We start from the raw sequence: 26,491 nt of genomic DNA, 5'->3' as shown, positions 1-26,491 counted from the left end.
TGCGGGCGGGTGTCTGGGGCCCGGCGGCGCGCCCCCGGCCCGCGGCCACGTGGGCCGTTTCGGTGTGGGCCGCGCGCGGCCCCTCCTTCGCGTGGCCCCCCACGGCGACGGCGCTGGCGGCCTGGGCCGGGCGTACGGAGGTGCGGGAGGAGGACGTACGGCAGGCCGCCCTGCTGGCACTCCCCCACCGGCGGCGGCGCAATCCCTTCGACGCGCCGGGCCTTGACGAGGACAAGCTGGACGAGACCCTGGAGCAGTTCGGCGGGGACGATGAGCCGGAGCCGGACCCCGATCCCGACTCCGAGCCCGATCCGGACGGTGGCCCTGACGGGGGTCCCGGCGGCGGTGGCGGTGTTCCGCCACAGGGCCAGGGGCCAGAGGCTCCCGGGCACACCGGCGGGAACGAGTGCGAGGCGCCTGAACCGGCCGCCGCGCCGCCCGCCCGCGGTCCCGGTGCCGGCGAGAAGGCTCCCGTGGCGGCGGCCGACCCGTTCCGTACGAAGATGCTGAGCGTCCCCGGTCTCGGCGACGGGGCGGCGGGGCGGCGGTCCCGCGCCAGGACCGAACACGGCCGGACCACCGGCGCGCGGCGGCCCCAGGGCGCGCTGGGCAAGCTGCATCTCCCGGCGACCGTACAGGCGGCGGCACCTCACCAGCGGGCGCGCGGCCGTTCGGGTCCCGGGCTTGTCGTACGACGTGACGACCTGCGCCAGGCGGTCCGCGAGGGCCGCGAGGGCAATCTCGTGCTGTTCGTGGTGGACGCGTCCGGGTCGATGGCGGCGCGCCGCCGGATGAGCGCGGTCAAGGGAGCCGTACTGTCCCTGCTCCTCGACGCGTACCAGCGGCGGGACAAGGTGGGCCTGGTGACGTTCCGCGGACGGGGCGCGGAGGTGGCGCTGCCGCCGACCTCGTCGGTCGACGCCGCCGCCGCGCGCCTGGAGCAACTGCCCACCGGCGGGCGTACCCCGCTCGCGGCCGGGCTGCTGAAGGCGCACGACGTGCTGCGCGTCGAGCGGTTGCGCGATCCTTCGAGGCGCCCGCTGCTGGTCGTGGTGACGGACGGACGGGCGACCGGGGCGCGCGGCGAGGACGCCGTGGGCCTGGCCGCGCGGGCGGCCCGGCTGCATGCCGCCGACGGCACGGAGGGTGTGGTCGTGGACTGCGAGAGCGGGCCGGTGCGGCTGGGCCTCGCCGGGCGGCTCGCGGGTGAACTCGGCGGCAGCGCCGTCACCCTGGACGAGTTGCGGGCTGACAGCATCGCCGGACTCGTCAGGGACTTCAGGGACGTACACGCGAGCGCGGGTACGGGGACGGGAACCAACAGGAGGGCCGCGTAATGCCGCAGGGACAGCCGAGCGTGGTGCCGGACGACGGGCTCACCACCCGTCAGCGGCGCAACCGCGCGCTGGTGATGGTGCACACGGGAGTCGGCAAGGGGAAGTCGACGGCGGCCTTCGGGATGGCGCTGCGCGCCTGGAACCAGGGCTGGCCGGTCGGGGTGTTCCAGTTCGTCAAGTCGGCGAAATGGAAGGTCGGCGAGGAGAACGCGCTCAAGGCACTCGGCGCGACCGGCGAGGGCGGCACCGTCGACTGGCACAAGATGGGCGAGGGCTGGTCCTGGATCCAGCGCCCGCCGGGCGAGGGCGAGCCGTCGCACGAGGAGAAGGCGCGCGAGGGCTGGGAGCAGGTCAAGCGCGATCTCGCGGCGGAGAAGTACAAGTTCTACGTACTGGACGAGTTCGCATACCTGCTGCACTGGGGCTGGGTGGACACGGCCGAGGTGGTCGAGGTGCTGCGGGAGCGCCCCGGCAACCAGCATGTGGTGATCACCGGCCGCAACGCCCCGCGGGAACTCCAGGACTTCGCCGACCTCGTCACCGACATGTCCAAGGTCAAGCACCCCATGGACGCGGGTCAGAAGGGCCAGCGGGGCATCGAGTGGTAGCACGTCTCGTCATCGCCGCACCGGCGTCGGGCAGCGGCAAGACCACCGTCGCGACCGGCCTGATGGCGGCGTTCACGGCGAGTGGTCTCGCCGTGTCCCCGCACAAGGTGGGCCCCGACTACATCGACCCGGGTTACCACGCGCTCGCCACGGGACGCCCGGGACGCAATCTCGACTCGTACATGTGCGGTACGGAACTGATCGCGCCGCTCTTCGCGCATGGCGCGCGCGGCTGTGATCTGGCCGTGGTCGAGGGCGTGATGGGGCTCTACGACGGTGCGGCGGGCGAGGGCGAGCTGGCGTCCACGGCGCAGGTGGCGAAGCTGCTGCGGGCGCCGGTGGTGCTGGTCGTGGACGCGTCGTCGCAGTCCCGGTCGGTCGCCGCGCTGGTGCACGGCTTCGCCTCCTGGGACCCGGAGGTGCGGCTCGGCGGGGTGATCCTCAACAAGGTCGCCACGGACCGCCATGAGGCGCTGCTGCGGGACGCCCTGGAGGAGTCGGGCGTGCCGGTGCTCGGTGTGCTGCGCCGGGCGCCCGCCGTCAGCACCCCGTCGCGGCACCTCGGCCTGGTTCCGGTGGCCGAACGGCACACGGAGGCGCTGGACGCGGTGCGGGCGCAGGCGGAGCAGGTGCGGGCGGGCTGCGATCTGGAGGCCCTGCTGGCGCTGGCGCGCAGCGCGCCGCCGCTGGTCGCGGAGCCGTGGAGCCCGGCCGTCCCTGAGGAATCCGCGCGGGGCGGCGGGGCGCCGGTGATCGCCGTGGCGGGCGGCGCGGCGTTCACGTTCTCGTACGCCGAGCACGCGGAGCTGCTCACGGCCGCCGGTGCGCAGGTCGTGCCCTTCGACCCGCTGCGCGACGAGGATCTGCCCGAAGGCACCCGGGGCGTGGTCGTCGGCGGTGGCTTCCCCGAGGTGTACGCGCCTGAGCTGTCCGCCAACTCCCGGCTGCGCAAGGCGGTCGCGGAGCTGGCGCAGGCGGGCGCGCCCCTCGCGGCGGAGTGCGCGGGGCTGCTCTATCTGGCGCGTTCGCTGGACGGGAAGCCGATGTGCGGTGTGCTGGAGGCCGATGCGCGGATGTCGCCGCGGCTCACCCTCGGCTACCGGGACGCGGTGGCGGTGAGTGACAGCGCTCTGGCCGCGGTGGGCACCCGGATGCGGGGCCACGAGTTCCACCGCACGGTCATCGAGCCGGGCGCGGGGGCGCAGCCGGCCTGGGGACTGCGGCAGCCGGAGCGACGCGTGGAGGGGTTCGTACAGGGCGGGGTGCATGCGAGCTACGTCCACACTCACTGGGCGGGAGCTCCGGACACGGCGTACCGCTTCGTACGGCACTGCGCCCAGTGGTCCGGGCATGCGGACTGACTCCTGCCCGGTGTCACTCCGCGACGCCCGTCACCAGCCAGATGAACGCCACCCCGCCCACCGTGCACAGCAGCGTGGAGTGTGCGGGGTGGCGGTGGTGCGCCTCGGGCAGGATCTCGGCCGCCGCGAGATAGACCAGCACACCTGCGAAGAAGCCGAGGTAGCTGCCGAGCAGTTCCGGCGGCAGGGTGAACAGCGTGGTCGAGGCCGCGCCGACCACGGGCGCGAGCGCGGCGGCCCCCAGCATGGCGAGGGCCTTGCGGCGCTCGTTCCCGTAGAGACTGGTGACGGTGTAGGTGTTGAAGCCGTCGGCGAAGTCATGGCTGATGACGGCGAGGGCGACCGTGACGCCCATCCCGTCGCCCGCCTGGAAGGCAGCGCCGATGGCGATCCCGTCCATGAGGCTGTGGCCCACCATCGCCGCGGCAACCGCCATACCGACCCGTGGTACGCGATGCTCGTGCCCGTTCCGCGCGCGGTCCTGTGTCCCGTCGTAGGCGCCGTGCGCGGCGTGGCGGGCGGCCAGCGTCCGTTCGACGACGTGGGCGACCAGGAACCCGCCGACGAACAGCAGCAGTGCCTGCGGCACTCCGAAGACCTCGTGGCCCGCGGCGGCCATCGCCTCGGGCAGCAGATCGAGCCCCGCCGCACCGAGCATCAGCCCACCCGCGACGCCGAGGACCAGGTGCCTGCGGTCGGTCACACGCTGCGCCGTCCACCCGCCGAACAGCGTCATCAGGAACGCGCCGAGCGCGACGAACACCGCCATGGGTTCTTGCTAGCGGATACGGCCCCTCCCGCGCCGGGCGCCACGCCATGAGCCCTCTCGTCGTCGGGGTCGGGGCGCGGCGCGGCGCGCCCCCCGCCGAGGTAGTGGGGCTGATCCGGGCCGCGCTGCGGGAGCTTGCCGGGGACGGGCCCGAGACGGTTGTGGCGCTGGCTACCGTGGAGACCAAAGCGGACGAGCCGGGGCTCGTCGCCGCGGCGGCGGCACTCAGCGTACCCTTGCGGGCCTATCCGGCGCGGACGCTGGCCGGGGTACCGGTGCCGAATCCGTCGGGTGCGGTACGGGACGCGGTGGGCACGGCGTCGGTGGCAGAGGCCGCGGCACTCGCGGAAGGGGGCGAACTGGTCGTGCCGAAACGCACATCAGGGGAGGCGGGCCGACCCGGCACAGTCACGTGTGCGATCGTACGGCGTTCAGTGCCGCTGGACCCGAAGCCTCCGATTCCGGAGCCGGAGCACCGGCACCACCACCATGGGCGTCGCCGCCCCACCTCCGAGGAGAACGTGTGATTTCCCCGCCCGCATTGCTCATCTCGGCTCCCCGCGCCGGATGCGAGGCCGCGGCCGGTAGCGGAGCCCGCACCGTCCTGGGCGCGGTGGGTCACCCGTGAACGGACCGAACGACCCAGCCGACTCCACCGGCTCCACCGGCTCCACCGGCTCCACCGACCGGCACGACCCCCGCGATCCGCATGATCTGCGGCACCACGGCGACGCGGAGGTGCGGGACGCCCGGCTGACCGACCTCGCGGTCAATGTCCGTACCGGCACTCCGCCGCCCTGGCTGCATGAGCGGATTGCCGCGTCCCTGGCCTCGCTCGCCGTCTATCCCGACGGGCGGGCGGCGCGGGCCGCGGTGGCGGCCCGGCACGGCCTGCCGGTGGAGCGGGTGCTGCTGACGGCGGGCACGGCCGAGGCGTTCGTGCTGCTGGCCCGCGGGCTGCGGGTGAGCAGGCCGGCCGTGGTCCACCCGCAGTTCACGGAACCGGAGGCGGCGCTGCGGGACGCGGGGCACCAGGTGGCCCGGGTGGTGCTGCGCGAGGAGGACGGCTTCCGGCTCGATCCACGCGCCGTGCCGGAGGACGCGGACCTGGTGGTGCTGGGCAATCCGACGAACCCCACCTCGGTGCTGCACCCGGCCGCCACGATCACCCGGCTGGCCCGGCCGGGACGGATCCTGGTGGTGGACGAGGCGTTCATGGACGCCGTGCCCGGCGAGCGGGAGTCGCTGGCCTCGGTGACCGATGTGCCGGGGCTCGTGGTGCTGCGCAGCCTCACCAAGACCTGGGGGCTCGCCGGGCTGCGGATCGGCTACGTACTCGCCGCACCGGAGACGATCGCCGCGCTGGAGCGGGCGCAGCCGTTGTGGCCGGTGTCGACGCCGGCGCTGGTGGCGGCGGAGGCGTGCGTCTCGCCGCGGGCGCTGGTGGAGGCGGCGGGGGCCGCGGAGCGGATCGCCACCGAGCGGGCGCATCTGCTGGCAGGTCTCGCGGAGTTCGACGAGATACGCACGGTGCCGACGGCGCAGGGCCCGTTCGTGCTGGTCCGCACGGAGCAGGCGGACCGGGTACGTGAGTCCCTGCGGCGCCTCGGCTTCGCGGTGCGGCGCGGTGACACGTTCCCCGGGCTGGACCGGAACTGGCTCCGGGTGGCGGTACGCGACCGCGCTACGACGAATCGTTTCCTCCAGGCGTTGGACCAGGCTCTGTCGGCCGTGGGCGCGACCACGAGCGGCATCTGACGGGCAGCGGGGGCCGCCACGGTCCCCCGCTCCGCGCGTGTCAGTGCGAGTGCCGGCGGGAGTACGGGTGCACGTACCCTGCGGCCGGGACTGCCCGGCCGCAGGGCCTGCGGTTCAGCCCGGGAAGTCCAGCCCTTGCCGGCCTTACCGGGCCCCGGCCGGCGCCCCACCGGCAGCAGGCCAGGACCAGGGCAAGCCGAGTCCGGCCGGTCTGCCCGCGGGCGGCGTCTCCTGTTGCGGCGCGTGGCGGACGGGTTCTTCCCGGCGGGTCAGTCCCGGGCGCGACGGCGGGACATGGCCACCGCCGCGGCGCCGACTGCCAGCAGTGCGACCGCCCCGGCGGCGGCGTACGGGGTGGTCGAGCCCGCGCCCGTCGCCGCGAGGCCGTCGGAGCCCGGTTCGGCCGACGGGGACACCGGAGCCTGGGGTGCGGCCGGTTCCACGCCGGTCTGGGTCCGCAGGTCCGGTGCGGGAGCGGTGGCTTCCGGTGACTCACAGCTCGCCGCCGCCAGTGTCACCGTGCCCGCCACCTCCGCGACGTTCAGCTTCAGCGGGTTCACGGACACGTTCAGCTCCAGCGCGGTCGCCGCCGCCGTACGCGATGTCGTCTCCTTACGCGACAGGTCGAGCGTGACCGTGCCCACACCCGGTACCTCGACCTTCGACGGGCCACCCGATGTGAGGCTGACCTTCTTGCCCAGTGCCCGGACGGTGCCGAGCACATTGGCCGTGGCCACCGGTTTCCCGCCCGCCGTGCACACCGCCTTCGCCGTCACGTTCTCGACCTCGACCAGGGAGAGCAGGGCGAGACCGGGGACGCGCACCTTGGCGTGCGCGAGCGTGGCGACGCCCTCGGCGCGCTCCCGGTTCGCGGTCGCCCTGGCACCGGCCGCGTCCGCGCTCAGCATGCTGAACGGCCGCCCCTTGTCGACACCCTCCAGCTGAACGGTGAGCGCGGTCTTCTCCGCGTTCCCCGGCGCCCGCACCTCGTTGAGACTGGTCCTCAGCGGCACCTGGAGGGTCTTGTCCAGCAGGGAGACATCCAGTCGGGTACGCAGGACGACCGCGCTCGCCCGCCCTTCCGAGCCGCCCGTGGCGTGGGCGGGCCCGGCGAGGGCGAGGGGGCCCGGGACAGCCAGCCCGATGGCGGCAGCCGCGGAGACGGCGGCTGCGGAGCGGCGTGCGGGCATGCGGAAGGTTTTGCTGTTCACGGTGGTGGAACCCCCACAAGAGACATGGCTTCGCCGGGGACCCGTCCACCACGGGGACTCGTGTACGACGGCGGCGACTGAACATCCGCATACTTACGTACCGAGAGTGAACGTACGTACACCTGAGGTGAGTTCACTCCAAAGTGTGGTTTCGCGTCCTCATTCGATTCGCTGCGTCTGGGGCGGCACGTCGGCGGTCGGGGTGGGCCTGCCGCCGGAACCGGCCTCGTCCGGATACTGAGGGCATGGCGTTCCTTGTCTTCCTGACCCTTCCCGGACTGGTCATCCTGCTGACCGTGCTGGCCTTCGTCGATCAGCTTCTGCTGCGGATGGGCCGCTCCGGTCTCCTGCCATGGCGGAACGGCGCACGTCAGGGCCAGATATCGGCGACCGGGTTCGAGCAGCTGCACGCGAGCCTCTCACCCGGCAAGCAGAACGAGCTGAAGGAGCGCCAGTCGGCACTTCTGCTGCGCGACGACGAGGAGGACGGGGCGCCACCGAACCGGACCAGTGTGGATCTGGACGGCGGGACCGCGGTCGTCCGGATGCCCGCGGACGGCCGGCGGTAGTCCCGCCCGGCCTTCGGCGGCACGACCGGAACTCCGCCGCCCTCAGTACACCTGCCCCGGCCGGGGCCACACAGCCCAGGGCCCAGGCCGGGACACAGGACAGCCGTCACACCACCGCACGGCCGTCGACGATCACCCTGCGCGGTGCGGCCAGCACCCCCACATCCGCTCGCGGATCCGCCTCGTACACCACGAGGTCCGCCGGGGCGCCCTCCTCGAGACCCGGGCGCCCGAGCCAGCTTCGGGCACCCCATGCCGTCGCGGAGAGCGCCTCCACCGCCGGGATGCCCGCCTTCACCAGCTCGGCGACCTCCGCGGCGACGAGTCCATGGGGCAGCGAGCCGCCCGCGTCCGTGCCGACGAAGACCGGGACTCCGGCGTCGTACGCGGCACGTACGGTGTCGTAGCGGCGCTCGTGCAGCCGCCGCATATGCGCGGCCCAGCGTGGGAACTTCCCCTCCCCGCCGGCCGCGAGCCCTGGGAACGTCGCGATGTTGACCAGCGTGGGAACGATCGCGACACCTCGCTCGGCGAACAGCGGAATGGTCTCCTCGGTCAGCCCGGTCGCATGCTCCACGCAGTCGATGCCGGCCTCCACGAGGTCCCGGAGGGAGTCCTCGGCGAAGCAGTGCGCGGTGACTCGGGCACCCAGCCGATGTGCCTCGGCGATGGCCGCCTCGGCGGCCTCGCGTGGCCAGCAGGCGCCCAGGTCGCCGGTCTCGCGGTCGAGCCAGTCCCCTACGAGCTTGACCCAGCCGTCGCCCCGGCGCGCCTCTCGCGCCACATAGGCGACAAGGTCCTCGGGTTCGATCTCATGTGCGTAGTTGCGGATGTAGCGGCGGGTACGCGCGATATGGCGACCAGCCCTGATGATCCTGGGCAGGTCGTCGCGGTCATCGATCCAGCGGGTGTCGGCGGGTGAGCCGGCGTCCCTGATGAGCAGGGTGCCCACGTCACGGTTCGCCAGCGCCTGCTTCTCGCTGGTCACCTCGTCCACGGCGCCGTGTTTGTCGAGCCCCACATGGCAGTGGGCGTCGACCAGACCGGGCAGCGCCCAGCCGTCCACGGTCCGTACGTCCCCGGCCACAGGGCGTCGGAAGGTGACGCGTCCACCGACCACCCACAGCTCGTCGCGCACCTCCTCCGGTCCGACGAGGACCCGGCCTCTCACATGCAGCACCACGCCATCACTCATGGCACGCACTCTACGAGCCCCGGTGCCGCCTCCGGCAGAGGATCGCACGGCCGCAGCGGCGTCGGGACCGCCCGGACGGCCCGGGAAATCCCCGGCACTCCCACACAGCCTCCGGCACCCCTCCGCGCCCCTTTAGGCCACCCCAAAGGGAAACAAATAGAACTTAAATTCAAGAATACCCGGACTTTATTTATCCGGAGTAGCTCCCCGTATCCTCCTGCCCCGTTTCCCGCACCCTAAACGCCAAGATTTTCCGAGGTCACAACCCCACCATTCCAGGCACGCACCACAGGTTGCCCTCCATGTGACCGATGCCACACCAGAGATTTTTTGCCCCAATAACTCCAGCACAAAAAGGCCCAGTTCGGGAAACCCTCACGCGAGCGCACACACGCGCGCGATAACACACAAGGGCGCCGCACCCAACCCCCTGAGCACATGCAATTTCGCAATTCGCTCGGTAAATTCAATCCGCATGACCACCGCATTGAGCATCGACAGCCCACGAGTGGAGGACGGCGCCGCGATCTGGCGAATTGCCCGCGACTCCGAGGTCCTGGACCTGAACTCCTCGTACAGCTATCTGCTGTGGTGCCGCGATTTCGCCGCGACATCAGTGGTGGCCCGCGGCACGGACGGCGCACCGATCGCATTCATCACCGGTTACATCCGGCCCGAGCGCCCGGAGACGCTGGTCGTCTGGCAGGTCGCCGTCGACGAGACGCACCGGGGCCGCGGACTGGCCGGAACGCTCCTGGAGGCGCTCACAGCGCGGGTCACCGCCCACGGGGTCCGCACGATCGAGACCACCGTCACGCCCGACAACACCGCGTCCGACCGCCTCTTCGCCTCCTTCGCCGCCCGCCGGGGCGCCGGCCTGGAGCGCGAGGTGCTCTTCGACGGCGGGCTGTTCCCCGACGGGGGGCATCAGCCAGAAGTCCTGTACCGAATCGGCCCGATCGCGCCTGCCTCCGGCTGAGCAGCGCCGCCGCCACCGGCCAGGCAGGGCCCCCGGCCCTTGTTCCAGCCCGAACACCCCCACACCAGGAGAGATCGCTGTGACCATCACCCCGCCCGCCCTGAGTGTCTTCGAGACCCTGGAGTCGGAGGTGCGCAGCTACTGCCGCGGTTGGCCCGCCGTGTTCGACCGTGCGCAGGGCGCCCGCCTCACCGACGAGGACGGCCACTCCTACCTCGACTTCTTCGCCGGCGCAGGGTCGCTCAACTACGGACACAACAACCCCGTGCTCAAACGCGCGCTGCTGGACTACCTGGAGCGCGACGGCATCACCCACGGCCTCGACATGGCGACGACCGCGAAGCGCGCCTTCCTGGAGTCGTTCCAGAACATCGTGCTGCGCCCGCGAGACCTGCCGTACAAGGTGATGTTCCCCGGCCCGACCGGCACCAACGCCGTGGAGGCCGCCCTCAAGCTGGCCCGCAAGGTGAAGGGCCGCGAGGCGATCGTCTCGTTCACCAACGCGTTCCACGGGATGTCGCTGGGCTCGCTCGCCGTGACCGGCAACGCCTTCAAGCGGGCCGGCGCCGGCATACCGCTGGTCCACGGCACCCCGATGCCGTTCGACAACTACTTCGACGGGCAGGTGCCGGACTTCCTGTGGTTCGAGCGGCTGCTGGAGGACCAGGGCTCCGGCCTCAACAAGCCCGCCGCGGTCATCGTCGAGACCGTGCAGGGCGAGGGCGGTATCAACGTGGCGCGCGCCGAGTGGCTGCGGGCGCTGGCCGACCTGTGCCACCGCCAGGACATGCTGCTGATCGTGGACGACATCCAGATGGGCTGCGGCCGCACCGGTGCGTTCTTCTCCTTCGAGGAAGCGGGCATCACCCCGGACATCGTCACGCTGTCCAAGTCGATCAGCGGCTATGGACTGCCCATGTCGCTGTGCCTGTTCGCGCCCGAGCTGGACATCTGGGAGCCGGGCGAGCACAACGGCACGTTCCGCGGCAACAACCCGGCCTTCGTGACCGCCGCCGCCGCGCTGGACACGTACTGGGCCGACGGCCAGATGGAGAAGCAGACCATCGCCCGTGGCGAGCAGGTCGAGCAGACCCTGCTGTCGATCGCCGACGAGAACTCGGCGGCCGAGGTCCGCTTCCGCGGCCGGGGCCTGGTCTGGGGCATGGAGTTCGCCGACAAGAGCCGGGCGTCCGCCGTCTGCGCCCGCGCCTTCGAGCTGGGGCTGCTGCTGGAGACCTCGGGACCGGAGAGCGAGGTGGTCAAGCTGCTGCCGCCGCTGACCGTGACGCCCGACGAGCTGGACGAGGGTCTCAGCACACTCGCCCGTGCCGTCCGTGAGACGGCGTGACCACACACACCGCACACCCCTGTGCGCGCCCGGCAGAGCCAGGCGGAGCCATGAGATGACTGAGAAGCCCGGAAAAGAAAGGTTCTGAATCCACCGTGATCGTCCGTTCGCTCAAGGCCATCGAGAACACCGACCGGCATGTCAGGGCCAAATCGGGCACCTGGGAGAGCAAGCGCATCGTGCTCGCCAAGGAGAAGGTCGGCTTCTCCCTGCACGAGACCGTGCTGTACGCGGGTACGGAGACGTCGATGTGGTACGCGAACCACATCGAGGCCGTGCTCTGCGTCGAGGGTGAGGCCGAGCTCACCAACGACGAGACCGGCGAGTCGCACTGGATCGAACCCGGCACGATGTACCTGCTGAACGGCCACGAGCGTCACACGCTGCGGCCCAAGACCGATTTCCGCTGTGTCTGCGTCTTCAATCCGCCCGTGACCGGGCGGGAGGACCACGACGAGAACGGCGTCTATCCCCTGCTGACCGAGGAGGGCTGACACATGACCACCGCGATCACCGATCTCTACCCGACCCGCGGGGCGACCGAGGCGGCCGTCCCCCGTCAGGACCCGGTCGTCTGGTCGGCGCCCGGGACTCCGGGGCCGATCGCCCCCGCGGCGCTCCAGGCGTACGAGCGGGACGGCTTCCTGGCCATCGAAGAGCTGATCACACCGGCCGAGGTCGCGATCTACCGCGCCGAGCTCGACCGGCTGGTCTCGGACCCGGCGGTCAGGGCCGACGAACGCTCGATCATCGAGCCGAAGTCCCAGGACGTGCGCACCGTGTTCGAAGTGCACAGGATCAGCGAGCTGTTCGCCGCGCTGGTGCGCGATGAACGGGTGGTCGGCCGGGCGCGCCAGATCCTGGGCTCTGACGTGTACGTCCACCAGTCGCGGATCAACGTCAAGCCGGGCTTCGGGGCCTCGGGCTTCTACTGGCACTCGGACTTCGAGACCTGGCACGCCGAGGACGGGCTCCCCCGGATGCGGACCGTATCGGTGTCGATCGCGCTGACCGAGAACTTCGACACCAACGGCGGCCTGATGATCATGCCAGGGTCGCACAGGACGTTCCTCGGCTGCGCGGGCGAGACACCGAAGGACAACTACAAGAAGTCGCTTCAGATGCAGGACGCGGGCACGCCGTCGGACGAGGTGCTGACCGCGTTCGCCGACCGGCACGGCATCCGGCTGTTCACGGGCAAGGCGGGGTCCGCCACCTGGTTCGACTGCAACGCGATGCACGGGTCGGGTGACAACATCACCCCGTACCCGCGCAGCAATGTCTTCATCGTGTTCAACAGCGTGGAGAACACCGCCGAGGAGCCGTTCGCGGCACCGGTGCCCCGGCCTTCGTTCATCGGGGCGCGGGACTTCACCCCGGTGCGCTGACCGGTGCGGCTCAGGGCGGGCCGGGCGCGTGATCGCGTGCCCGGCCCGCCCTGGCGTCGGTCCGGTCAACCGGTGAGCGCCGGGTAGTCGATGTATCCCTCGTCTCCGCCGCCGAAGAACGCGGCCGGGTCGGGGGTGTTGTACGGGCCGCCCGCCGCGAGCCTGGCCGGCAGGTCCGGGTTGGCGAGGAAGAGTGCACCGTACGCCACCATGTCGGCGATCCCGTCCTCGACCAGGGTGAGCGCGCCATGGCTGGTGGGCCCGTCGGTCGCGGGGTTGAGGACGAGGACGCCGGAGAACTCCTTGCGCAGATCGAGTGTCAGCGAGCGCAGTGCGGGGGCGGCCTCCAGGATGTGCACATACGCGATACCCAGCGCGTCCAGCTCCCGGAGCAGTGCCGGGTAGGCGCGCTCAGCCTCGGCGAGCGGCTCGGCGATGTCGTTGTACGGGTTGGTGGGCGAGAGCCGGATAGCGGTGCGCTCGGGCCCGATGGCCTCGGCGACGGCCTTGACGGCTTCGACGGCGAAGCGGATACGGGACTCCGCGTCACCGCCCCACTCGTCGGTGCGGCGGTTGGTGTTCGGCGCGATGAACTGGTGGATGAGGTAGCCGTTGGCGCCGTGCAGCTCGACTCCGTCGAAGCCGGCCTCGACGGCCCGCCGCGCGGCGGCCGCGAAGTCCTCGATGGTGGCGCGCACCTCGTCGGCTGTCAGCTCGCGCGGGGCACCCGAGTCCCTGAGCCCATCGCGGGTGAACACCTGCGTGTCCGCGGTGATCGCGGACGGGCCGACCGGGGTCAGCTCACCGGGCAGCGTATCGGGGTGGCCGATCCGGCCCGAGTGCATCAGCTGGGCGAAGATCCGTCCGCCGTTCGCGTGTACGGCGCCGGTCACCCTGCGCCAGGCGGCGACCTGCTCCGCGTTGTGCAGGCCCGGGGTGTCGGGGTAGCCCTGGCCGACGGCGGAGGGCTGGATCCCTTCGCTGATGATCAGACCTGCCGATGCGCGCTGTGAGTAGTACGCCACGGTGGAGTCGGTCGGGGTGAGCCCTGGGCCATAGGCGCGGCTGCGCGTCATCGGGGCCATGGCGATGCGGTTGGCGAGCCGGGTACCGGACAGGTCGATCGGGTCGAAGGCAGTGGTCATGGGATCTCCCGGGTGAGAAGATTGGTCGACCAAGTAATTGGTCCGGGGTCCACCGTACACCATTGATTGGCCGACCAAGTTATTCTGGGGGAGGGGATGTGTGGGACCGTCGATGCAGCCCGGCGGCGCCCAGCCGCCCGCCCCCGAGACTCCGAGGAGGCCCATGAAGCCCGAGGTCGACCCCTCCCGCCCCGGCGACCTGCCGTCGGGGGCCGCGGGCTGCGGGCCGGTGAGCCATACCGTCACCCGGGTGGCCCGGCTCCACCGCATGGCCGCGGGCAGACTGCTGCGGCAGGCTGGTCTCTACCCCGGCCAGGAGGCCGTGATGATGCTGCTGTGGCAGAGCGGGCCGGTCCGGCAGTCGGAACTCATCAAGATCTGTGAGCTCGACCCGTCGACCATCACCAAGATGCTCCAGCGTCTGGAGCAGTCGGGCCACGTCCGCCGCGCCCCCGACCCGGCCGACCGGCGTGCGGTGCTGGTCGAGGCGACGGAGACCAGTTGTGCGCTGTTCGCCGAGGTCAACCGGGCCTGGCGTGAGCTTGAGGAACACACCCTCGCCGGGCTTGACCCGGCCGAGCGCGCCGAACTCGGCCGGCTCCTGGCCAAGGTCGAGGAGAACCTGTGCTCGGAGACGGCCGGCTGCCCGGAAACAGCCTGCGGCCCGGAGGAGCCGGACCGGCCATAGCCGGCCTGCGGCCCGGAGGCAGACAGTTCATCCGGACAGCACGTCGAGCGCCCTGTCCACGTCCGCTTCCGAGTTGTAGAGGTGGAACGAGGCCCGCATGTTCCCCGCGCGAGCCGATACGACGATCCCGGCACGGGCCAGTTCCGGCTCCCGGCCACCGAGCCCGGGCACGGCCACGATCGCCGAGTCCCCCGGCACCGGCTCGTATCCGAGCACCGCGAGTCCCCCGCGGAAGCGGGCCGCGAGCGCGGTGTCGTGTGCGTGGATCCTCTCCACGCCGAGCCGCTCCACCAGCGCGAGTGAGTGCTCCGCCGCGTGGTACGAGAGGAACGACGTCGGCTCATCGAAGCGCCGCGCCGACCGGGCGAACTCCTCCACCGGCCCGTAGCTGCCCCGCGAGAGATCCTCGCCGGCCAGCCACCCCGCGTGGAGCGGGGTCAGCGACCGCTGCGCCTCCTCCGTCACGGTGAGGAACGAGACCCCGCGCGGAGAGAGCAGGTACTTGAACGCGGCGGTGACGGTGTAGTCGTACTCCCCCGCGTCGAGCGGCAGCCATCCCGCCGCCTGACTGGCGTCGAGCAGCACACGGGCCCCGTGGGCCCTCGCCGCGTCCCGTACGGCCGCGAGATCCGCGACCCGGCCATCGGACGACTGCACGGCGGACAGCGCGACCAGCGCCGTCCCCGGCTCGATCGCCTCGGCGATCCGCTCCAGCGGCGCATACCGCACCTTCAGATCGCCACGGGCGGCGAACGGGGTGACCACGGAACTGAACTCTCCCTCCGGGGCGACGACTTCGGCTCCGGCGGGCAGTGAGCTCGCGATCAGTCCGACGTGCACGGCCACCGACCCGCCGAGCGCCACCCGCTCGGCACCGACACCGGAGATCCGCCCGAAGGAGGCACGGACCGCGTCAGTGGCCTCGAAGCTGCCCGAGCCTCCGGTCCCGGCGGCGAGCTGCTCGGCGAGCTGTTTGACGGCTTCGACCGAACGCCGGGGCAGCAGAGCGCAGTTGGAAGTGTTGAGATATGTCGTCGTGGGCGCGAACTCGGCGCCTCCCAGAGTGTCCATCAGTCTCCTAGCGCGAAACCCCCGGCTTCAGCCGAGGGGTAGTGGAGTCACCTCATTATGATCACCGACCCGGCTGGCCCCCTCGCCCTCGCCCACGTCGGGCACCGCGCCGACCGGGGCGAGGATCGGCACGCCACCCGGCACGCAGGCGGGCCGTCTCCGCTCCCGGTCCCACGCCGCGTCAGGACCCGTCGCGTAGCCCGTCCGGCCAGGAGCGGCGGAACTCGATGTGGTCGAAGGCGACGACGCAGCCCTCACCCACCGGGGACTGGGCCAGGAAACCGACCAGCGCCGCTTCGGCCTGTTCCCGGCTGCCGAGGCTGAAGATCCGGACGAAGGTCCAGTGAGCGCCGTCCGTGGACGCGTGGAAGGCGAAGGCGCCACCGGTGCGGCTGACGCGCAGCCAGACCCGGTCGCCGTCCACCACGAACGAGCTGGCGTCGTCGGAGTGGCCCCGGGTGACGACCGTGCTGATGGTCGGGGTGTCCGGGGACAGTTCCAGGCAGAGCTTGGCCCATTCGCGTTCGGCGACATGGACGTAGAGGGCGCCCGCGTCGAAGGCGGCGCCGAGGCCGGCCTTCAGACGGGCGATGAGCTGGAAGTCGCCCTCGGGTGCGCCGAGCAGGCGGGGCGCGTCGGAGACCGGGTCGAGGGAATCGCCGGTGGGCGGGACGAAGCGGTCCTGGCGAGCCCCCGCCCACCCGGTGAGCGTGCCGTTCTCGTACGCCCAGTGGGCGTCGGGGCCGTACGGGCGGAGCGGGAAGGGGAGTTCCGGCAGGGTGATCTCCTCGGTCACCGGGTCAGCCTTCCAGACCCTCCTGGCGGCCGTCGACCAGGCGCGGCAGACCGAGCGGGTTGTCGTCGCGCAACTCGGGAGGCAGGAGCGCCGCCGGGACGGACTGGTAGGTGACCGGCCGCAGCCAGCGCTCGATGGCGGTGAGGCCCACGGAGGTGAACGTGGAGGTGGCGGCTGGATAGGGGCCGCCATGGTACTGCGCGGGAGTGACGGCCACACCGGTCGGCCAGCCGTCGACCAGGACCCGGCCGGCGAGCGGCACGAGGGACTCCAGCAGCTCCGCCGCCGCGGGAAATCCGGTGCTGTCCGCGTCCGCCTCGTCCCCGGCCAGGTGCACGGTCGCGGTGAGGTTGCCGGGCAGCCGGGCGAGTACGGCCTCGATCTCGGCGCGGGACTCGTAGCGGGCGATGACGGTGACCGGGCCGAAGCACTCCTCCAGGAGCAAGTCGTGCGGGCCTTCGGTGGCCAGCAGTCCGGCCGGTACGGTCAGAAAGCCCGCACTGACGGTGTGCTCCCCGCCCGCGCCGGGTGTGACGGGCGTCTCGACGCCGTCCAGCGCGGCCCGTTCGGCGACGCCCGCGACGAAGGCGTCCCGCATCCGGTGGTCGAGCATCACCCCGGGCTCCGTCTCGCTCACGGCCGCTGTCAGGGACTTCAGCAACCTGTCCCCCGCATCGCCCGCCGGGGCGAGTACGAATCCGGGCTTGGTGCAGAACTGGCCCTCGCCCAGAGTCATCGACCCGGCCAGGCCGATACCGATCCCCTCGGCCCGCTCGGCCGCGGCGGCCTCGGTGACCACCACCGGGTTGAGCGAGCCGAGCTCCCCGTGGAACGGGATGGGTACGGGCCGGGCCGCCGCGGCGTCGAAGAGCGCCCGCCCGCCGCGTACCGAACCGGTGAAACCGGCAGCCGCCACCAGCGGGTGGCGCACCAGCTCGACACCCGCGTCGAACCCGTGCACCAGGGCGATCAGGTCCTCGGGCAGGCCGACCTGGTGGGCGGCGCGCCGCAGCACCGACACACACAGCTCGGAGGTGGCCGGGTGGTCGGGGTGGGCCTTGATGACAACGGGGCAGCCGGCCGCGAGGGCGCTCGCGGTGTCACCTCCGGGCACCGAGAAGGCGAGCGGGAAGTTGCTCGCCGCGTAGACGGCGACCACCCCGAGCGGGATGCGCCAGCGGCGCAGATCGGGCCAGGGCGGGGTGCGGTCCGCGTCAGGACGGCCGATGCGGATGTCGAGGAAGGACCCCTCGTCCACCGCGTCGGCGAACGCCCGCAACTGGCCTGTGGTCCGTGCCAGTTCGCCGGTGAGCCGCACCGGGCCCAGTGCGGTCTCGGCGTCGGCCGCCTCGATGACGTGCTCAGCCGCCTCGTCGAGCAGGCCGGCGGCGGTACGCAGCAGGGCGGCGCGGGCAGTACGGTCGGCGAGCGCGGCGCGGGCGGCGTGCGCGGCGCGCACCGTCTTTTCGAGCTCTTCGACCGTGGCCTCGACCGCGACTTGTTCGCGTCGCGTCCCGGTTCGGGGGTCCACGCTCCAGACTGGTGCTGCTCCCACCACGGCTTTCCTTCCCCGGGGTTGATACGCGGCTTGGTACGCGCGACGGTGCGGACCCTATTTCGGGGCGTTTGAAGGGGTCAAGGGATACCAGGGGCTGAGCTGGTCTCCGCCGCGCGGCGGAGACGGATCGCCGGCCAGCGGGAGGTCCGCGAGGGCGCGACCCCTGCCTCCCTCTCCGGCCAAGTAGGTTTCTCGGAAAGGGGCTTACGACGTCGTGCGGCTGACCGCCACCCCGTGTCGCGGCACCAAATGCCGCCGTCAGGAAGTCGGCTTATCCGTATCGGAGTCGACAGCGCTGACCTACCCTGTCGGCATGATCACCGGTCTCCTGATCGCCTTCTTCGCCGCCGTCGTCCTGCGGCGGCGCGGCGCGCGAGAGGCGCGCACGAAGGGCATGGGGCACATGACGCGCATGAGCTTCATGAGCCGCGTGAAGCACGGTCTCCGGGCACTTTTCGGTGCGCGGGCGCGACGCCGCTGGGTGCACCTGGTGCTGGGCGGCGCCCTGCTGATGCCGTACTGGCTGGTCGGCACGGTCGTGGTAGGGCCGCTGCTCGGTGCCGACGACGTCTTCGGCTCGTACCCCGTGATGTTCGGGGCGTACGCGGTCGCCCTTCCGCTGGCGGCGGTGACCGCGGTGTTCCCGCTGACCCGGATGATGTCGGTCGCCGCGGCTCGGGCGCTGTGCGGGGTGGGTCCGGAGCTCTTTGCGGACGGGCCGGCCGTTTCCCGGACGGCCAGGCTGCGCACGGCGGGCTGGTTCGCCCTGCATGTCGGCATGGGCGGACTGATCAGCGGGGCGTCGCTGGCCTTACCGCCGTTCGCGGTGACCACGGCGCTGCTGCCGCTGTCCGCCGCGATCCGTGAGTGGGCGCTGCTGCCCGCGTCGCTCGATCGGCCCTGGGTTCTGGCGCTCGCTCCGTTCGCCGGTGCGGCGATGCTGCTGGCCCTGGCCGGCTGCTCGGCGGCGGCGGGGGCGCTGCTGGCGCGACTGGCACCGGTGCTGCTGGGGCCGACGCCCGCCGACCGGCTCGCGGCGGCCGAACGGCGGGCGGCGGAGCTTGCCGCGCGCAACCGGCTGGCACGTGAGCTGCACGATTCGGTGGGGCACGCGCTGAGCGCGGTGACCCTCCAGGCGGGGGCCGCGGCCAGAGTCCTGGACAGCGACGCGCCGGACGACCGTGCCTTCGTCCGGGAGGCGCTCGCCGCCATCGAGGAGACCGCGCGCCGCACGGTCGGTGAACTCGACGGGGTGCTGGGCGTGCTGCGGCAGGACGACCATCCCGGCGACCCCCACGCCATCACCGGACCCACCCTGGATTCCCTGGAACTCCTGCTCGACGAGTGCGGGTTGACGGTCGCCTGCGAGATCGAGGCCGAGCTCGCCGGGGTCCCGGAGCGGATCTCGCGTCATGCGTACCGCATTGTGCAGGAGGGCCTCAGCAACGCCCGGCGGCACGGCGGCCCTGACACCGGTGGACCACAGCCGGGAGCCCCTCGGACCGTGTCCCTGCACATCGCCCGGGACGGCGAGGTCTTGCGGATCACCATCGAGAACCCGCTGCCGGACCGGCGGGGCACGGTCCGCGCCGGCGGCGGCCGTGGACTGCGCGGGATCGCCGAACGGGCGGCGCTGCTCGGCGGCCATGCCGAAGCAGGACCCAGCGAGGGTGCGTGGCTGCTGACGGCCCGGCTCCCGCTGGCCGGTACGTGAGGAGAGGCCGATGAGCACGGCGGACACAGCAGGCACAGCGGACGCGGCGAACACGACAGGCACGACAGGCGAGCCGAGCCCGATCCGGGTCGTCCTGGCCGACGACGAGCGGATGGTCCGCACCGCGCTGAGGGTGATCATCGACGCCGAACCGGACCTGGACGTCGTCGGAGAGGCGTCGACGGGGGCGGAGGCGGTGTCGCTGGTACGGCGGCTGCGGCCCGATGTGGTGCTGATGGACGTGCGAATGCCGGAGGTCGACGGCATACGCGCCACCGAGCGACTCCTGCGCACCGTGGACCCGGCGCCGCGGATCGTGGTCGTGACGACCTTCGAGAACGACTCGTACGTGTACGACGCCCTGCGCGCCGGCGCCGCGGGCTTCCTGCTCAAGCGGTGCGGCGCCCAGCACCTCGTGGCGGCGGTGCGGCTGGTCGCGCGCGGCGACTCGCTGCTGTACCCGGCCGCGCTGCGCGGCCTCGCCGCCGCCCGTGCGCGCGGCACACCCCAACCACCGCCGTGGATGGTGCGGCTGACGGAGCGTGAGGCCGACGTGCTCAGGCTGATGGCCAAAGGGCTGACGAACACGGAGATCGGTGAGCGCCTCGGGGTCGGTCACGCCACGGCCAAGACACATGTCGCGGCGGTGCTGGCGAAGACCGGCTCGCGGGACCGTACCCAAGCCGTCATCGCGGCCTACGAGTCGGGCTTCATCGCCCCGAACCCCGGGTGAACGGCGGGCGGGTGGACGCCCCCGTCCGCAGAAATGTCCTGGAACCGTAACAAACGGATCCGCCATGCCGTCGCTCCCGTCCTCCCCGATGGAAATCGGGCGCAGGGGAGAGCGGGGAACGGACATGAAGCGGCACCGGAACCTGGGGATGAACGGCCGCATAATGGCGGCGGCCATCGGGGTGGCGGGGGTCGCCGCGCTGGCGGCGGCGTGGACGAGTCAGGCCACCCCGCCCACGACCGGATCGACCGAGTCGACCGCGCCGGCGAAGCCGGCACCCGAGCCGGAGCCGGAACCGATCCCGGGCCAGACATCCGTTCCGGACCCCGGTCTCCCCGCCCCCCTCGTCAGCATGGACATCGCGCACGCCTCGGACAAAGGTGCCAAGGGCGTCAACCTGACGATCGATGACGGCCCGGACCCGACATGGACGCCTCAGGTCCTGGCCCTGCTCAAAGACAACGGGGTCAAGGCGACCTTCTGCATGGTCGGCACACAGGCCAAGGCTCACCCCGACCTGGTCAAGGCCGTGGTCGCGGACGGACACCGGCTGTGCGACCACTCCGTCTCGCACGACACGACCATGGACACCGCGTCCCGAGCCCGCCAGTCCCAGGAGATCCTGGACGCGGAGCGGATGATCACCGAGGCCTCAGGGGGCGTCAAGCCGCTCTACTACCGTGCCCCCGGCGGCGCCTTCACTCCTTACAGCCGTCAGCTCGCGGCCTCGCGCGGAATGCGGCCGCTGGGCTGGAACGTGGACTCCAAGGACTTCAAGCGACCAGGAGCCGCCGCGATGGTCGCGACCGTGAAGAACGAGATCTCCAACGGTCCCACCATCCTGTTCCATGACGCGGGCGGGGACCGCAGCCAGACGGTCGCCGCCCTGCGCGAGGTGGTGCCGTGGCTCCGGGATCAGGGATACGTCTTCGGATTCCCGGTGCGCTGAGACCGGCAGGCCCCGCACGCTCGACTGAGTACGCCTACTCATGCCCGCCGGGTCCGGGCCGAGGACTATGGGGCCGTGCCGGCGTACGAGCCGGTCCCGGGACGGAAGGCGGGGGCGTATGGGCAGGTTCCTGGGGGCCGTGGCGGCCGTGGTGACGGCTGCCGCCGCACTGGTCTTCGCCTATGCGGCGGGGGCACCGGCCGAGGTGGTGTTCAGCGTCGGGGCGGGCGTGCTGAGCCTACTGTGGCTGCTGCTTCTGCTCACGATCCCCTGGAATCTGTACTTCCGGGCGCATGCGGTGCTCGCCGAGATCGCGGTGAGCCGTGAGAAGGGACTGGCGGTCTCCGAGGCCCGGGACGCCGAGGCCGCGCGGATCGCCCGCATGATGCTCCGGACGGCGGTCGCGGGTCATGTCGTGACGGCCGCGGTCGTCATCGCGGTCACCTGGGCGACGGGCGAGTTCACGGGGTACTGGTTCGCCGCGTTCTTCCTGATGAGCACCTTCTTCCGGCCGGCGGGTGCGTACTTCGCCCAACTCCGGCGGCGCCTGGGCACGCTGCTCAAGGACGTCACGTATCCGCGGGACGACGTCGTCGAGCTGCGGGCCCGGGTGGACCGTGCCGAGGCCGGGGCACGGGCCCTGGAGGAGAAGGCGGAGGAGCAGTACCGGGCGCTCGCCGAACTGCGCCGTACCGTGGACGCGGTGGCCATGAGCGCGTACGAACGGGCCGAGGAGTCGGACCGCAGGATCGGCGCGCTGGGCAGGGAGTTCGAGTCCACGGTGAACCGCCTCACCGACAACCAGGAGATCATCGCGGGCGTGAAGGCGTTCCTGCGCCTGCTGCGCTCCACCGATGCCGGCGACAGCGCCGCCCCTGCCTCCGGCTGAGCGGCGCAGTCCCGCGTCGGCGGCCGGCTGTTTCGACGACCCCGGTGGGCGGGCGGGGACGGGCGCACGATATGCAGGAGGTCGGCCGTCCTGGCTTCAACTCCCTTGCGGACCGGAGGACTTCCGTGCACCCACTGCCCCGTTCCCTGTCCGGCTGGACCATGGCGGCCTTCGGCGTGCTCGCCGCCGCCCTGGGTGTGGTGGGGCTGGTCGCTCCGGACGCGCTGGTCGGTCTGCTGGGCTTCGCCCCGGTGCCGGGCCCGGACCGCCACCGGGCTCCGGGCGATCACACCCTGGTGTTTCTCACCGCGTCCTCGATGGCCGCGGTCAACATGGGCGTGTACTACATCCTGGCCTCCCTGGCGGACTGGCGGGCGTTCTTCCGCTGGACGGTGCCCTTTCGGCTGCTGACCTGCACGGTGTTCATCGTCGCCGTGGCCGCCGGGCGCGCTCCGGCCGGTTTTCTCGGGGTCGGCCTGTGGGAGGGGCTCGGTGCCGCGATCACCGGTGCCGCGCTGTGGCATGAGGCCCGCCGTCCGGGCGGCCGAGCAGCCGAGCGCCCGGGGCACGCCCACCCGGCAGGAGTCGGCTCGGACAGGACCTGAGGGCTTGCAGGGAACCAAGGGGCTGCTTCCCTGCGAACCCTCAGCTGATGCCGAGCAACTCCTCGACCGGCCCGACGCCGAAGTAGACCACGAACAGCGCCGACACGATCCACAGCAGCCAATGCACCTCGCGCGCCTTGCCCAGCACGGTCTTGATGACCACATACGACAGGAATCCCGCCCCGATTCCGTTGGTGATGGAGTAGGTGAAGGGCATGATGGCGATGGTCAGGAACGCGGGGATGCCGACGTCGTAGCGCTCCCAGTCGATGTGCCGTACCTGGGTCATCAGCAGGAAGCCCACGACGACCAGGGCGGGAGCGGCGGCCTGGGCCGGGACGACCGTTGCCAGTGGGGTGAACAGCAGCGCGATGCCGAAGAGAGCGCCGGTGACGAGGGAGGCGAGCCCGGTGCGGGCGCCCTCGGCGACGCCCGATGCCGACTCGATGTAGCAGGTGGCGGACGAAGACGAGGCCACACCGCCCGCGACGGCGGCGGCGCCGTCGATCAGCAGTACCCGGCCGAGGTTGGGGACGTCGCCGTTCTCGTCCAGCAGCCCGGCCTCGTTGGCGACGCCGACGATCGTGCCCATGCTGTCGAAGAAGTCGCTCAGCAGCAGGGTGAAGACCAGCAGGACGATGGTCACCGCGCTGGCCTGCCCGAAGGCACCGAGGAGGCTGAACTGCCCGATGAGCTGGAAGTCAGGGGCGGCGATGATGTCCGAGGGGACGTCGGGGACGGTCAGCCCCCATGCCTCTGGGTCGATTTCGGCGATCAGGTCGATGACGATCGCGATCAGCGTCATCACCACGATCGAGATGAGGATCGCCCCGCGCACTCTGCGGGCGATCAGCGCGCAGGTGAACAGCAGGCCAAGGCAGAAGATGAGCACCGGCCAGCCGGAGAGCTGCCCCGTGGCGCCCAGCTGCACGGGCACGGTGCCCGCCTCTCCCGGGATACGGGTGACGAAGCCGGCGTCGATGAAGCCAATGAACGCGATGAACAGCCCGATGCCGACACTGATCGCCTGCTTGAGCGGCTTCGGGATGGCATGCATCACGGCCTCGCGCAGTCCGGTGACGACCAGCACGCAGATGACGATGCCTTCCACGACCACCAGGCCCATGGCGTCGGCCCAGCTCATCAATGGGGCGAGCTGGAAGGCGACCACCGCGTTCAGCCCGAGCCCGGCGGCGATGGCGATCGGCAGATTGCCCCCGAGGCCCAGGATCGCGGTCATCACGGCGGCGACCAGTGTCGTCGAGGTGACCAACGCCGTATGGGACAGCGTCTGACCGTACTTGTCCTCGACTCCGCCCAGGATGATCGGGTTGAGCACGATGATGTAGGCCATCGTGAAGAAGGTGGCGAAGCCGCCACGTACCTCTCGGGCGATGGTCGATCCCCGTGCGCTGATCCGGAAGTACCGGTCGAGGGTGTGGTGATGCTGAGGCTGGGAAGTCGACATGGCTCTCCTCGGCGGTGGCGGCACCCGCGGATGTGCTGGTTCCGGCAATGGTCGGCCGATTGCCGAACCCGCCCGGACCGGGGCCGTATGACGTCACTGCTATCTAAGGCTTCCACCGGCCCGGAACCAGGGCGGCTTCCCCATCCGGGCAGGCCATTCACCCTGCCAGCATGCCCGGATGAGCAAACTGACCGTCCTTCAGCGCCGCGACACGGCGCTGTATCTCACCGGAGTGGTCGTCTCCGGGTTCGGCACCACCGCGATGTGGCTGGTCTCCGGCATCTGGGTGAAGTCACTCACCGGTTCCGACTCGCTGGCCGCCCTGACGGCCTTCGCCCTGTGGGCTCCCTCGCTGGCGGGCCCTGGCTCGGCGCGATCGCCGACCGGATGCGCCGGCGGCCCCTCGTCGTCGCCGTCGCCGCGGCCATGGCAGTGCTGCTGCCCTCACTGGTGCTGGTCGACTCCGCCGGATGGGCGGACCGGCGCGAGACACCGGACGCGGCACTCGGCAGCACCGCCGCGACCGCCAGCACCCTGCTGTTCGTGCCGAACGCGGTGGCCATCGCCCTCGGTGCGGGGCTGGTCGCGGTCGTCGACGTACGCGTACTGCTCCCCGTCATCGGTGTGCTTGGAGTGGTGCCCGCGGTCTGGCTGGTGCTCCTCGATCGAGCCGCGCGCCGCCGTGACCGCGCGGCCGACGCGAACGATGGGAACAACGCGACCGACGGGGAGAGCGGCCGTGTGCCCGGTGTGCCGGCCTCCGGTGAGCCGAGCGGCGCTCGCTGAGACCGCCCGCCCGCGGAAACCGGATGACGAACGAGGCGGGTCACCGGCATCATTCCCGGCATGCCGAGACCTTCTGGATTCCATTACGAGCAGCGCGGTGACGCCGTCACCATCACTCACCATGGCCGCTCCGCCGCCACACTGCGCGGAGCACGTGCCGGCAAGTTCCTGGCCGAGGTCGAGTCGGGGGACGCGCAGCTCGTGATGGCGCGCTGGACCGGTGCGTACCGGTTCGGGAACGAGCGCCAGGCCCGCCAGCATCCGAGGAACCGCTCCGGTCGGCGGTAGACCACCGGTTCGGCCCACGCTTTCGGCCGAAGGTAAGGGAACGGCAAAGGCGTCTCGCTCGTTACCCCAGGCATGACAGCTATGACCCCCGGCTCGAACATCCCCCTGGCCGCCACGCGCGTGGCGGTGGACGTCGCCGCCCCCGTCCGGCTTGACGTCTCGGGCCTGCTGCTCACGGCCGACGGCAAGGTGCGTTCCGACGACGACTTCATCTTCTACAACCAGCCATCAGGCCCCGGCGTGACCTATCGGTCGGGCGGGGGCACGGCGCCCGACGCGATCGTCGTGGACACCGCGGCCGTCCCGGCGGGGATCGAGAAGATCGTCGTCACGGCGAGCCCGGACGCCGCGGGCCAGACCTTCCAGGGTATCGAGCCCACGGCCACCATCAGGGACGCCGACGGCGGCTCCGTACTGGCCACCTTCACGCCGCCGCGGCTGGGCACCGAGACCGCGCTGGTGATCGTGGAGATCTATCTGCGGGGCGGCGCCTGGAAAGCCCGCGCGGTGGGCCAGGGGTATGCGAACGGACTGGCGGGCATCGCCACCGACTTCGGGGTTTCGGTCGATGAGGAGCCGCCCGCCGCGCCCATGGCTGCGCCGGCACCCGCGGCCACGGCCGCGCCGGCGGCGCCCGCAGCCACTCCCGCCCCAGCAGCCGCAGCCGCAGCCCCGACGGGGAAGATCAACCTGGACAAGGGCCGGGTCAGCCTCCAGAAGAACCAGACGGTGTCCCTGGTCAAGGGCGGCCGTCCGCTGCTCTCCCAGGTCAAGATGGGTCTCGGCTGGGAGCCCGCATTCCGAGGCAAGGACATCGACCTGGACGCCTCAGTGATCGCCTACGGCCCCCAGCGCAACCACCTGGACAGCTGCTACTTCGGCAAGCTCTCCATCCTGAACGGCGCGATCAAGCACTCGGGCGACAACCTGACCGGTGAGGGCGCGGGTGACGACGAGGTGATCGTGGTGGACCTCGGGCGGATCCCGGCCGAGGCCACGGGCCTGGTCTTCACCGTCAACTCCTTCACGGGGCAGAAGTTCACCGAAGTAGCGAAGGCGTACTGCCGGCTGCTCGACGCCGCGACGGGTGAGGAGCTGGTCAGGTTCGACCTGACCAGCGCGGAGCCGCAGACCGGGGTGATGATGGCCAAGCTCATCCGGCAGTTCTCCGGTGAGTGGGAGATGACCGCGATGGGCGAGTTCGTGAAGTCGCGCACGGTCCGGGGCATGGTCAAGCCGGCGGCCCAGGCGCTCTGACAGTCCGAGCGCCCAAGGCAC

26 protein-coding genes and 1 pseudogene are annotated in these 26,491 nt (G+C 71.6%); 19 read left to right on the top strand and 8 right to left on the bottom strand.

Features of this window, described 5'->3' with window-relative positions; genetic code table 11:
- From ACFWI9_RS15975 to ACFWI9_RS15965, 3 genes are all read left to right on the top strand, one after another.
- Positions 1–1,337 (top strand): VWA domain-containing protein (locus ACFWI9_RS15975; protein WP_387162334.1); only part of this gene is annotated, 1,337 nt, incomplete at its 5' end.
- Positions 1,337–1,945 (top strand): cob(I)yrinic acid a,c-diamide adenosyltransferase, encoded by a 609-nt coding sequence (gene cobO, locus ACFWI9_RS15970; protein ID WP_387162333.1) that lies wholly within the window; start codon positions 1,337–1,339, stop codon positions 1,943–1,945. The genes ACFWI9_RS15975 and cobO, both read left to right, overlap by 1 nt.
- The gene (locus ACFWI9_RS15965; protein ID WP_387162331.1) at positions 1,939–3,306 is read left to right on the top strand and encodes a cobyrinate a,c-diamide synthase; all 1,368 of its coding nucleotides are present in this window, start codon (positions 1,939–1,941) and stop codon (positions 3,304–3,306) included. The genes cobO and ACFWI9_RS15965 overlap by 7 nt, the downstream gene beginning before the upstream one ends.
- A 13-nt stretch (positions 3,307–3,319) precedes the next feature.
- Here the strand turns inward: ACFWI9_RS15965 and ACFWI9_RS15960 are convergent, their stop codons facing one another.
- Positions 3,320–4,075, bottom strand: coding sequence for a ZIP family metal transporter (locus tag ACFWI9_RS15960; protein WP_387162329.1), 756 nt, complete (start codon positions 4,073–4,075; stop codon positions 3,320–3,322).
- Positions 4,076–4,122: 47 nt separating this feature from the next.
- Here ACFWI9_RS15960 and ACFWI9_RS15955 point away from each other — a divergent pair, with 47 nt between their 5' ends.
- Entirely contained in the window at positions 4,123–4,602 is a 480-nt protein-coding gene (locus ACFWI9_RS15955) for a cobalamin biosynthesis protein (protein WP_387162327.1), read from the top strand.
- Between the two features lie 187 nt (positions 4,603–4,789).
- On the top strand, positions 4,790–5,833 hold the full coding sequence (cobC, locus tag ACFWI9_RS15950; protein ID WP_387162359.1) for an Rv2231c family pyridoxal phosphate-dependent protein CobC: 1,044 nt from the start codon (positions 4,790–4,792) through the stop codon (positions 5,831–5,833).
- A 269-nt stretch (positions 5,834–6,102) separates the two neighbouring features.
- On the opposite strand, the gene ACFWI9_RS15945 is transcribed toward cobC, so the two are convergent.
- A complete protein-coding gene (locus tag ACFWI9_RS15945) occupies positions 6,103–7,044 on the bottom strand; it encodes an SCO1860 family LAETG-anchored protein (RefSeq protein WP_387162325.1) in 942 nt (313 codons plus the stop codon).
- A 245-nt stretch (positions 7,045–7,289) separates the two neighbouring features.
- On the opposite strand from ACFWI9_RS15945, the gene ACFWI9_RS15940 reads away from it, so the two are divergent.
- Positions 7,290–7,613 (top strand): DUF6191 domain-containing protein, encoded by a 324-nt coding sequence (locus ACFWI9_RS15940; RefSeq protein WP_387162323.1) that lies wholly within the window; start codon positions 7,290–7,292, stop codon positions 7,611–7,613.
- 106 nt (positions 7,614–7,719) lie between these two features.
- Here ACFWI9_RS15940 and ACFWI9_RS15935 read toward each other — a convergent pair whose 3' ends face one another.
- Positions 7,720–8,808, bottom strand: a complete 1,089-nt coding sequence (locus tag ACFWI9_RS15935) for an amidohydrolase family protein (protein ID WP_387162322.1) — start codon at positions 8,806–8,808, stop codon at positions 7,720–7,722.
- Positions 8,809–9,283: 475 nt separating this feature from the next.
- Here ACFWI9_RS15935 and ectA point away from each other — a divergent pair, with 475 nt between their 5' ends.
- From ectA to thpD, 4 genes are all read left to right on the top strand, one after another.
- Positions 9,284–9,787 carry a diaminobutyrate acetyltransferase gene (ectA, locus tag ACFWI9_RS15930; protein WP_387162321.1) on the top strand — a complete coding sequence of 168 codons (504 nt, stop codon included), beginning with the start codon at positions 9,284–9,286 and terminating at the stop codon, positions 9,785–9,787.
- A gap of 79 nt (positions 9,788–9,866) precedes the next feature.
- The gene (gene ectB, locus ACFWI9_RS15925; RefSeq protein WP_387162319.1) at positions 9,867–11,135 is read left to right on the top strand and encodes a diaminobutyrate--2-oxoglutarate transaminase; all 1,269 of its coding nucleotides are present in this window, start codon (positions 9,867–9,869) and stop codon (positions 11,133–11,135) included.
- Between the two features lie 95 nt (positions 11,136–11,230).
- A complete protein-coding gene (locus ACFWI9_RS15920) occupies positions 11,231–11,629 on the top strand; it encodes an ectoine synthase (protein WP_387162316.1) in 399 nt (132 codons plus the stop codon).
- 3 nt (positions 11,630–11,632) lie between these two features.
- Entirely contained in the window at positions 11,633–12,523 is an 891-nt protein-coding gene (gene thpD / locus ACFWI9_RS15915; RefSeq protein ID WP_387162314.1) for an ectoine hydroxylase, read from the top strand.
- Between the two features lie 65 nt (positions 12,524–12,588).
- Here thpD and ACFWI9_RS15910 read toward each other — a convergent pair whose 3' ends face one another.
- Positions 12,589–13,668: an alkene reductase gene (locus tag ACFWI9_RS15910; protein ID WP_387162312.1), complete on the bottom strand. Its 1,080-nt coding sequence runs from the start codon at positions 13,666–13,668 to the stop codon at positions 12,589–12,591.
- A gap of 163 nt (positions 13,669–13,831) precedes the next feature.
- Between ACFWI9_RS15910 and ACFWI9_RS15905 the strand changes: the two genes are divergently transcribed.
- Positions 13,832–14,356 (top strand): MarR family winged helix-turn-helix transcriptional regulator, encoded by a 525-nt coding sequence (locus ACFWI9_RS15905; RefSeq protein ID WP_387162310.1) that lies wholly within the window; start codon positions 13,832–13,834, stop codon positions 14,354–14,356.
- Between the two features lie 27 nt (positions 14,357–14,383).
- Here the strand turns inward: ACFWI9_RS15905 and ACFWI9_RS15900 are convergent, their stop codons facing one another.
- The 3 genes from ACFWI9_RS15900 to ACFWI9_RS15890 form a co-directional block, all read right to left on the bottom strand.
- Positions 14,384–15,427: an aminotransferase class V-fold PLP-dependent enzyme gene (locus ACFWI9_RS15900; RefSeq protein ID WP_387162308.1), complete on the bottom strand. Its 1,044-nt coding sequence runs from the start codon at positions 15,425–15,427 to the stop codon at positions 14,384–14,386.
- Positions 15,428–15,608: 181 nt separating this feature from the next.
- On the bottom strand, positions 15,609–16,223 hold the full coding sequence (locus ACFWI9_RS15895; RefSeq protein ID WP_387162306.1) for a DUF1349 domain-containing protein: 615 nt from the start codon (positions 16,221–16,223) through the stop codon (positions 15,609–15,611).
- Between the two features lie 4 nt (positions 16,224–16,227).
- On the bottom strand, positions 16,228–17,778 hold the full coding sequence (locus ACFWI9_RS15890) for an aldehyde dehydrogenase (NADP(+)) (RefSeq protein ID WP_387162304.1): 1,551 nt from the start codon (positions 17,776–17,778) through the stop codon (positions 16,228–16,230).
- 424 nt (positions 17,779–18,202) lie between these two features.
- Here ACFWI9_RS15890 and ACFWI9_RS15885 point away from each other — a divergent pair, with 424 nt between their 5' ends.
- The 5 genes from ACFWI9_RS15885 to ACFWI9_RS15865 all read left to right on the top strand — a co-directional run bounded on the left by ACFWI9_RS15885 (position 18,203) and on the right by ACFWI9_RS15865 (position 22,671).
- On the top strand, positions 18,203–19,495 hold the full coding sequence (locus tag ACFWI9_RS15885) for a sensor histidine kinase (protein ID WP_387162356.1): 1,293 nt from the start codon (positions 18,203–18,205) through the stop codon (positions 19,493–19,495).
- An 82-nt stretch (positions 19,496–19,577) separates the two neighbouring features.
- Entirely contained in the window at positions 19,578–20,228 is a 651-nt protein-coding gene (locus ACFWI9_RS15880; RefSeq protein ID WP_387162354.1) for a response regulator, read from the top strand.
- Positions 20,229–20,352: 124 nt separating this feature from the next.
- Positions 20,353–21,177, top strand: coding sequence for a polysaccharide deacetylase family protein (locus tag ACFWI9_RS15875; RefSeq protein ID WP_387162302.1), 825 nt, complete (start codon positions 20,353–20,355; stop codon positions 21,175–21,177).
- 118 nt (positions 21,178–21,295) lie between these two features.
- Complete coding sequence (locus tag ACFWI9_RS15870) at positions 21,296–22,066, top strand: hypothetical protein (RefSeq protein ID WP_387162300.1); 771 nt, start codon at positions 21,296–21,298, stop codon at positions 22,064–22,066.
- Between the two features lie 161 nt (positions 22,067–22,227).
- A complete protein-coding gene (locus ACFWI9_RS15865) occupies positions 22,228–22,671 on the top strand; it encodes a hypothetical protein (RefSeq protein WP_387162352.1) in 444 nt (147 codons plus the stop codon).
- 40 nt (positions 22,672–22,711) lie between these two features.
- Here ACFWI9_RS15865 and ACFWI9_RS15860 read toward each other — a convergent pair whose 3' ends face one another.
- Positions 22,712–24,139: an NCS2 family permease gene (locus tag ACFWI9_RS15860; RefSeq protein ID WP_387162298.1), complete on the bottom strand. Its 1,428-nt coding sequence runs from the start codon at positions 24,137–24,139 to the stop codon at positions 22,712–22,714.
- 178 nt (positions 24,140–24,317) lie between these two features.
- Between ACFWI9_RS15860 and ACFWI9_RS15855 the strand changes: the two are divergent.
- The 3 genes and pseudogenes from ACFWI9_RS15855 to ACFWI9_RS15845 all read left to right on the top strand — a co-directional run.
- Positions 24,318–24,604: pseudogene (locus tag ACFWI9_RS15855) on the top strand (MFS transporter); the annotation flags it as partial.
- A 381-nt stretch (positions 24,605–24,985) separates the two neighbouring features.
- Positions 24,986–25,213 carry a hypothetical protein gene (locus ACFWI9_RS15850; RefSeq protein ID WP_387162295.1) on the top strand — a complete coding sequence of 76 codons (228 nt, stop codon included), beginning with the start codon at positions 24,986–24,988 and terminating at the stop codon, positions 25,211–25,213.
- Positions 25,214–25,294: 81 nt separating this feature from the next.
- The gene (locus ACFWI9_RS15845; RefSeq protein WP_387162351.1) at positions 25,295–26,470 is read left to right on the top strand and encodes a TerD family protein; all 1,176 of its coding nucleotides are present in this window, start codon (positions 25,295–25,297) and stop codon (positions 26,468–26,470) included.
- Positions 26,471–26,491: the final 21 nt, after the last annotated feature.

Origin of the sequence: Streptomyces sp. NPDC127084, from assembly GCF_042724175.1 — a bacterium.
Lineage (GTDB): Bacteria > Actinomycetota > Actinomycetes > Streptomycetales > Streptomycetaceae > Streptomyces.
Note: the sequence above shows the minus strand (reverse complement) of the source record. Positions and strands in the feature narration are given on the sequence as shown.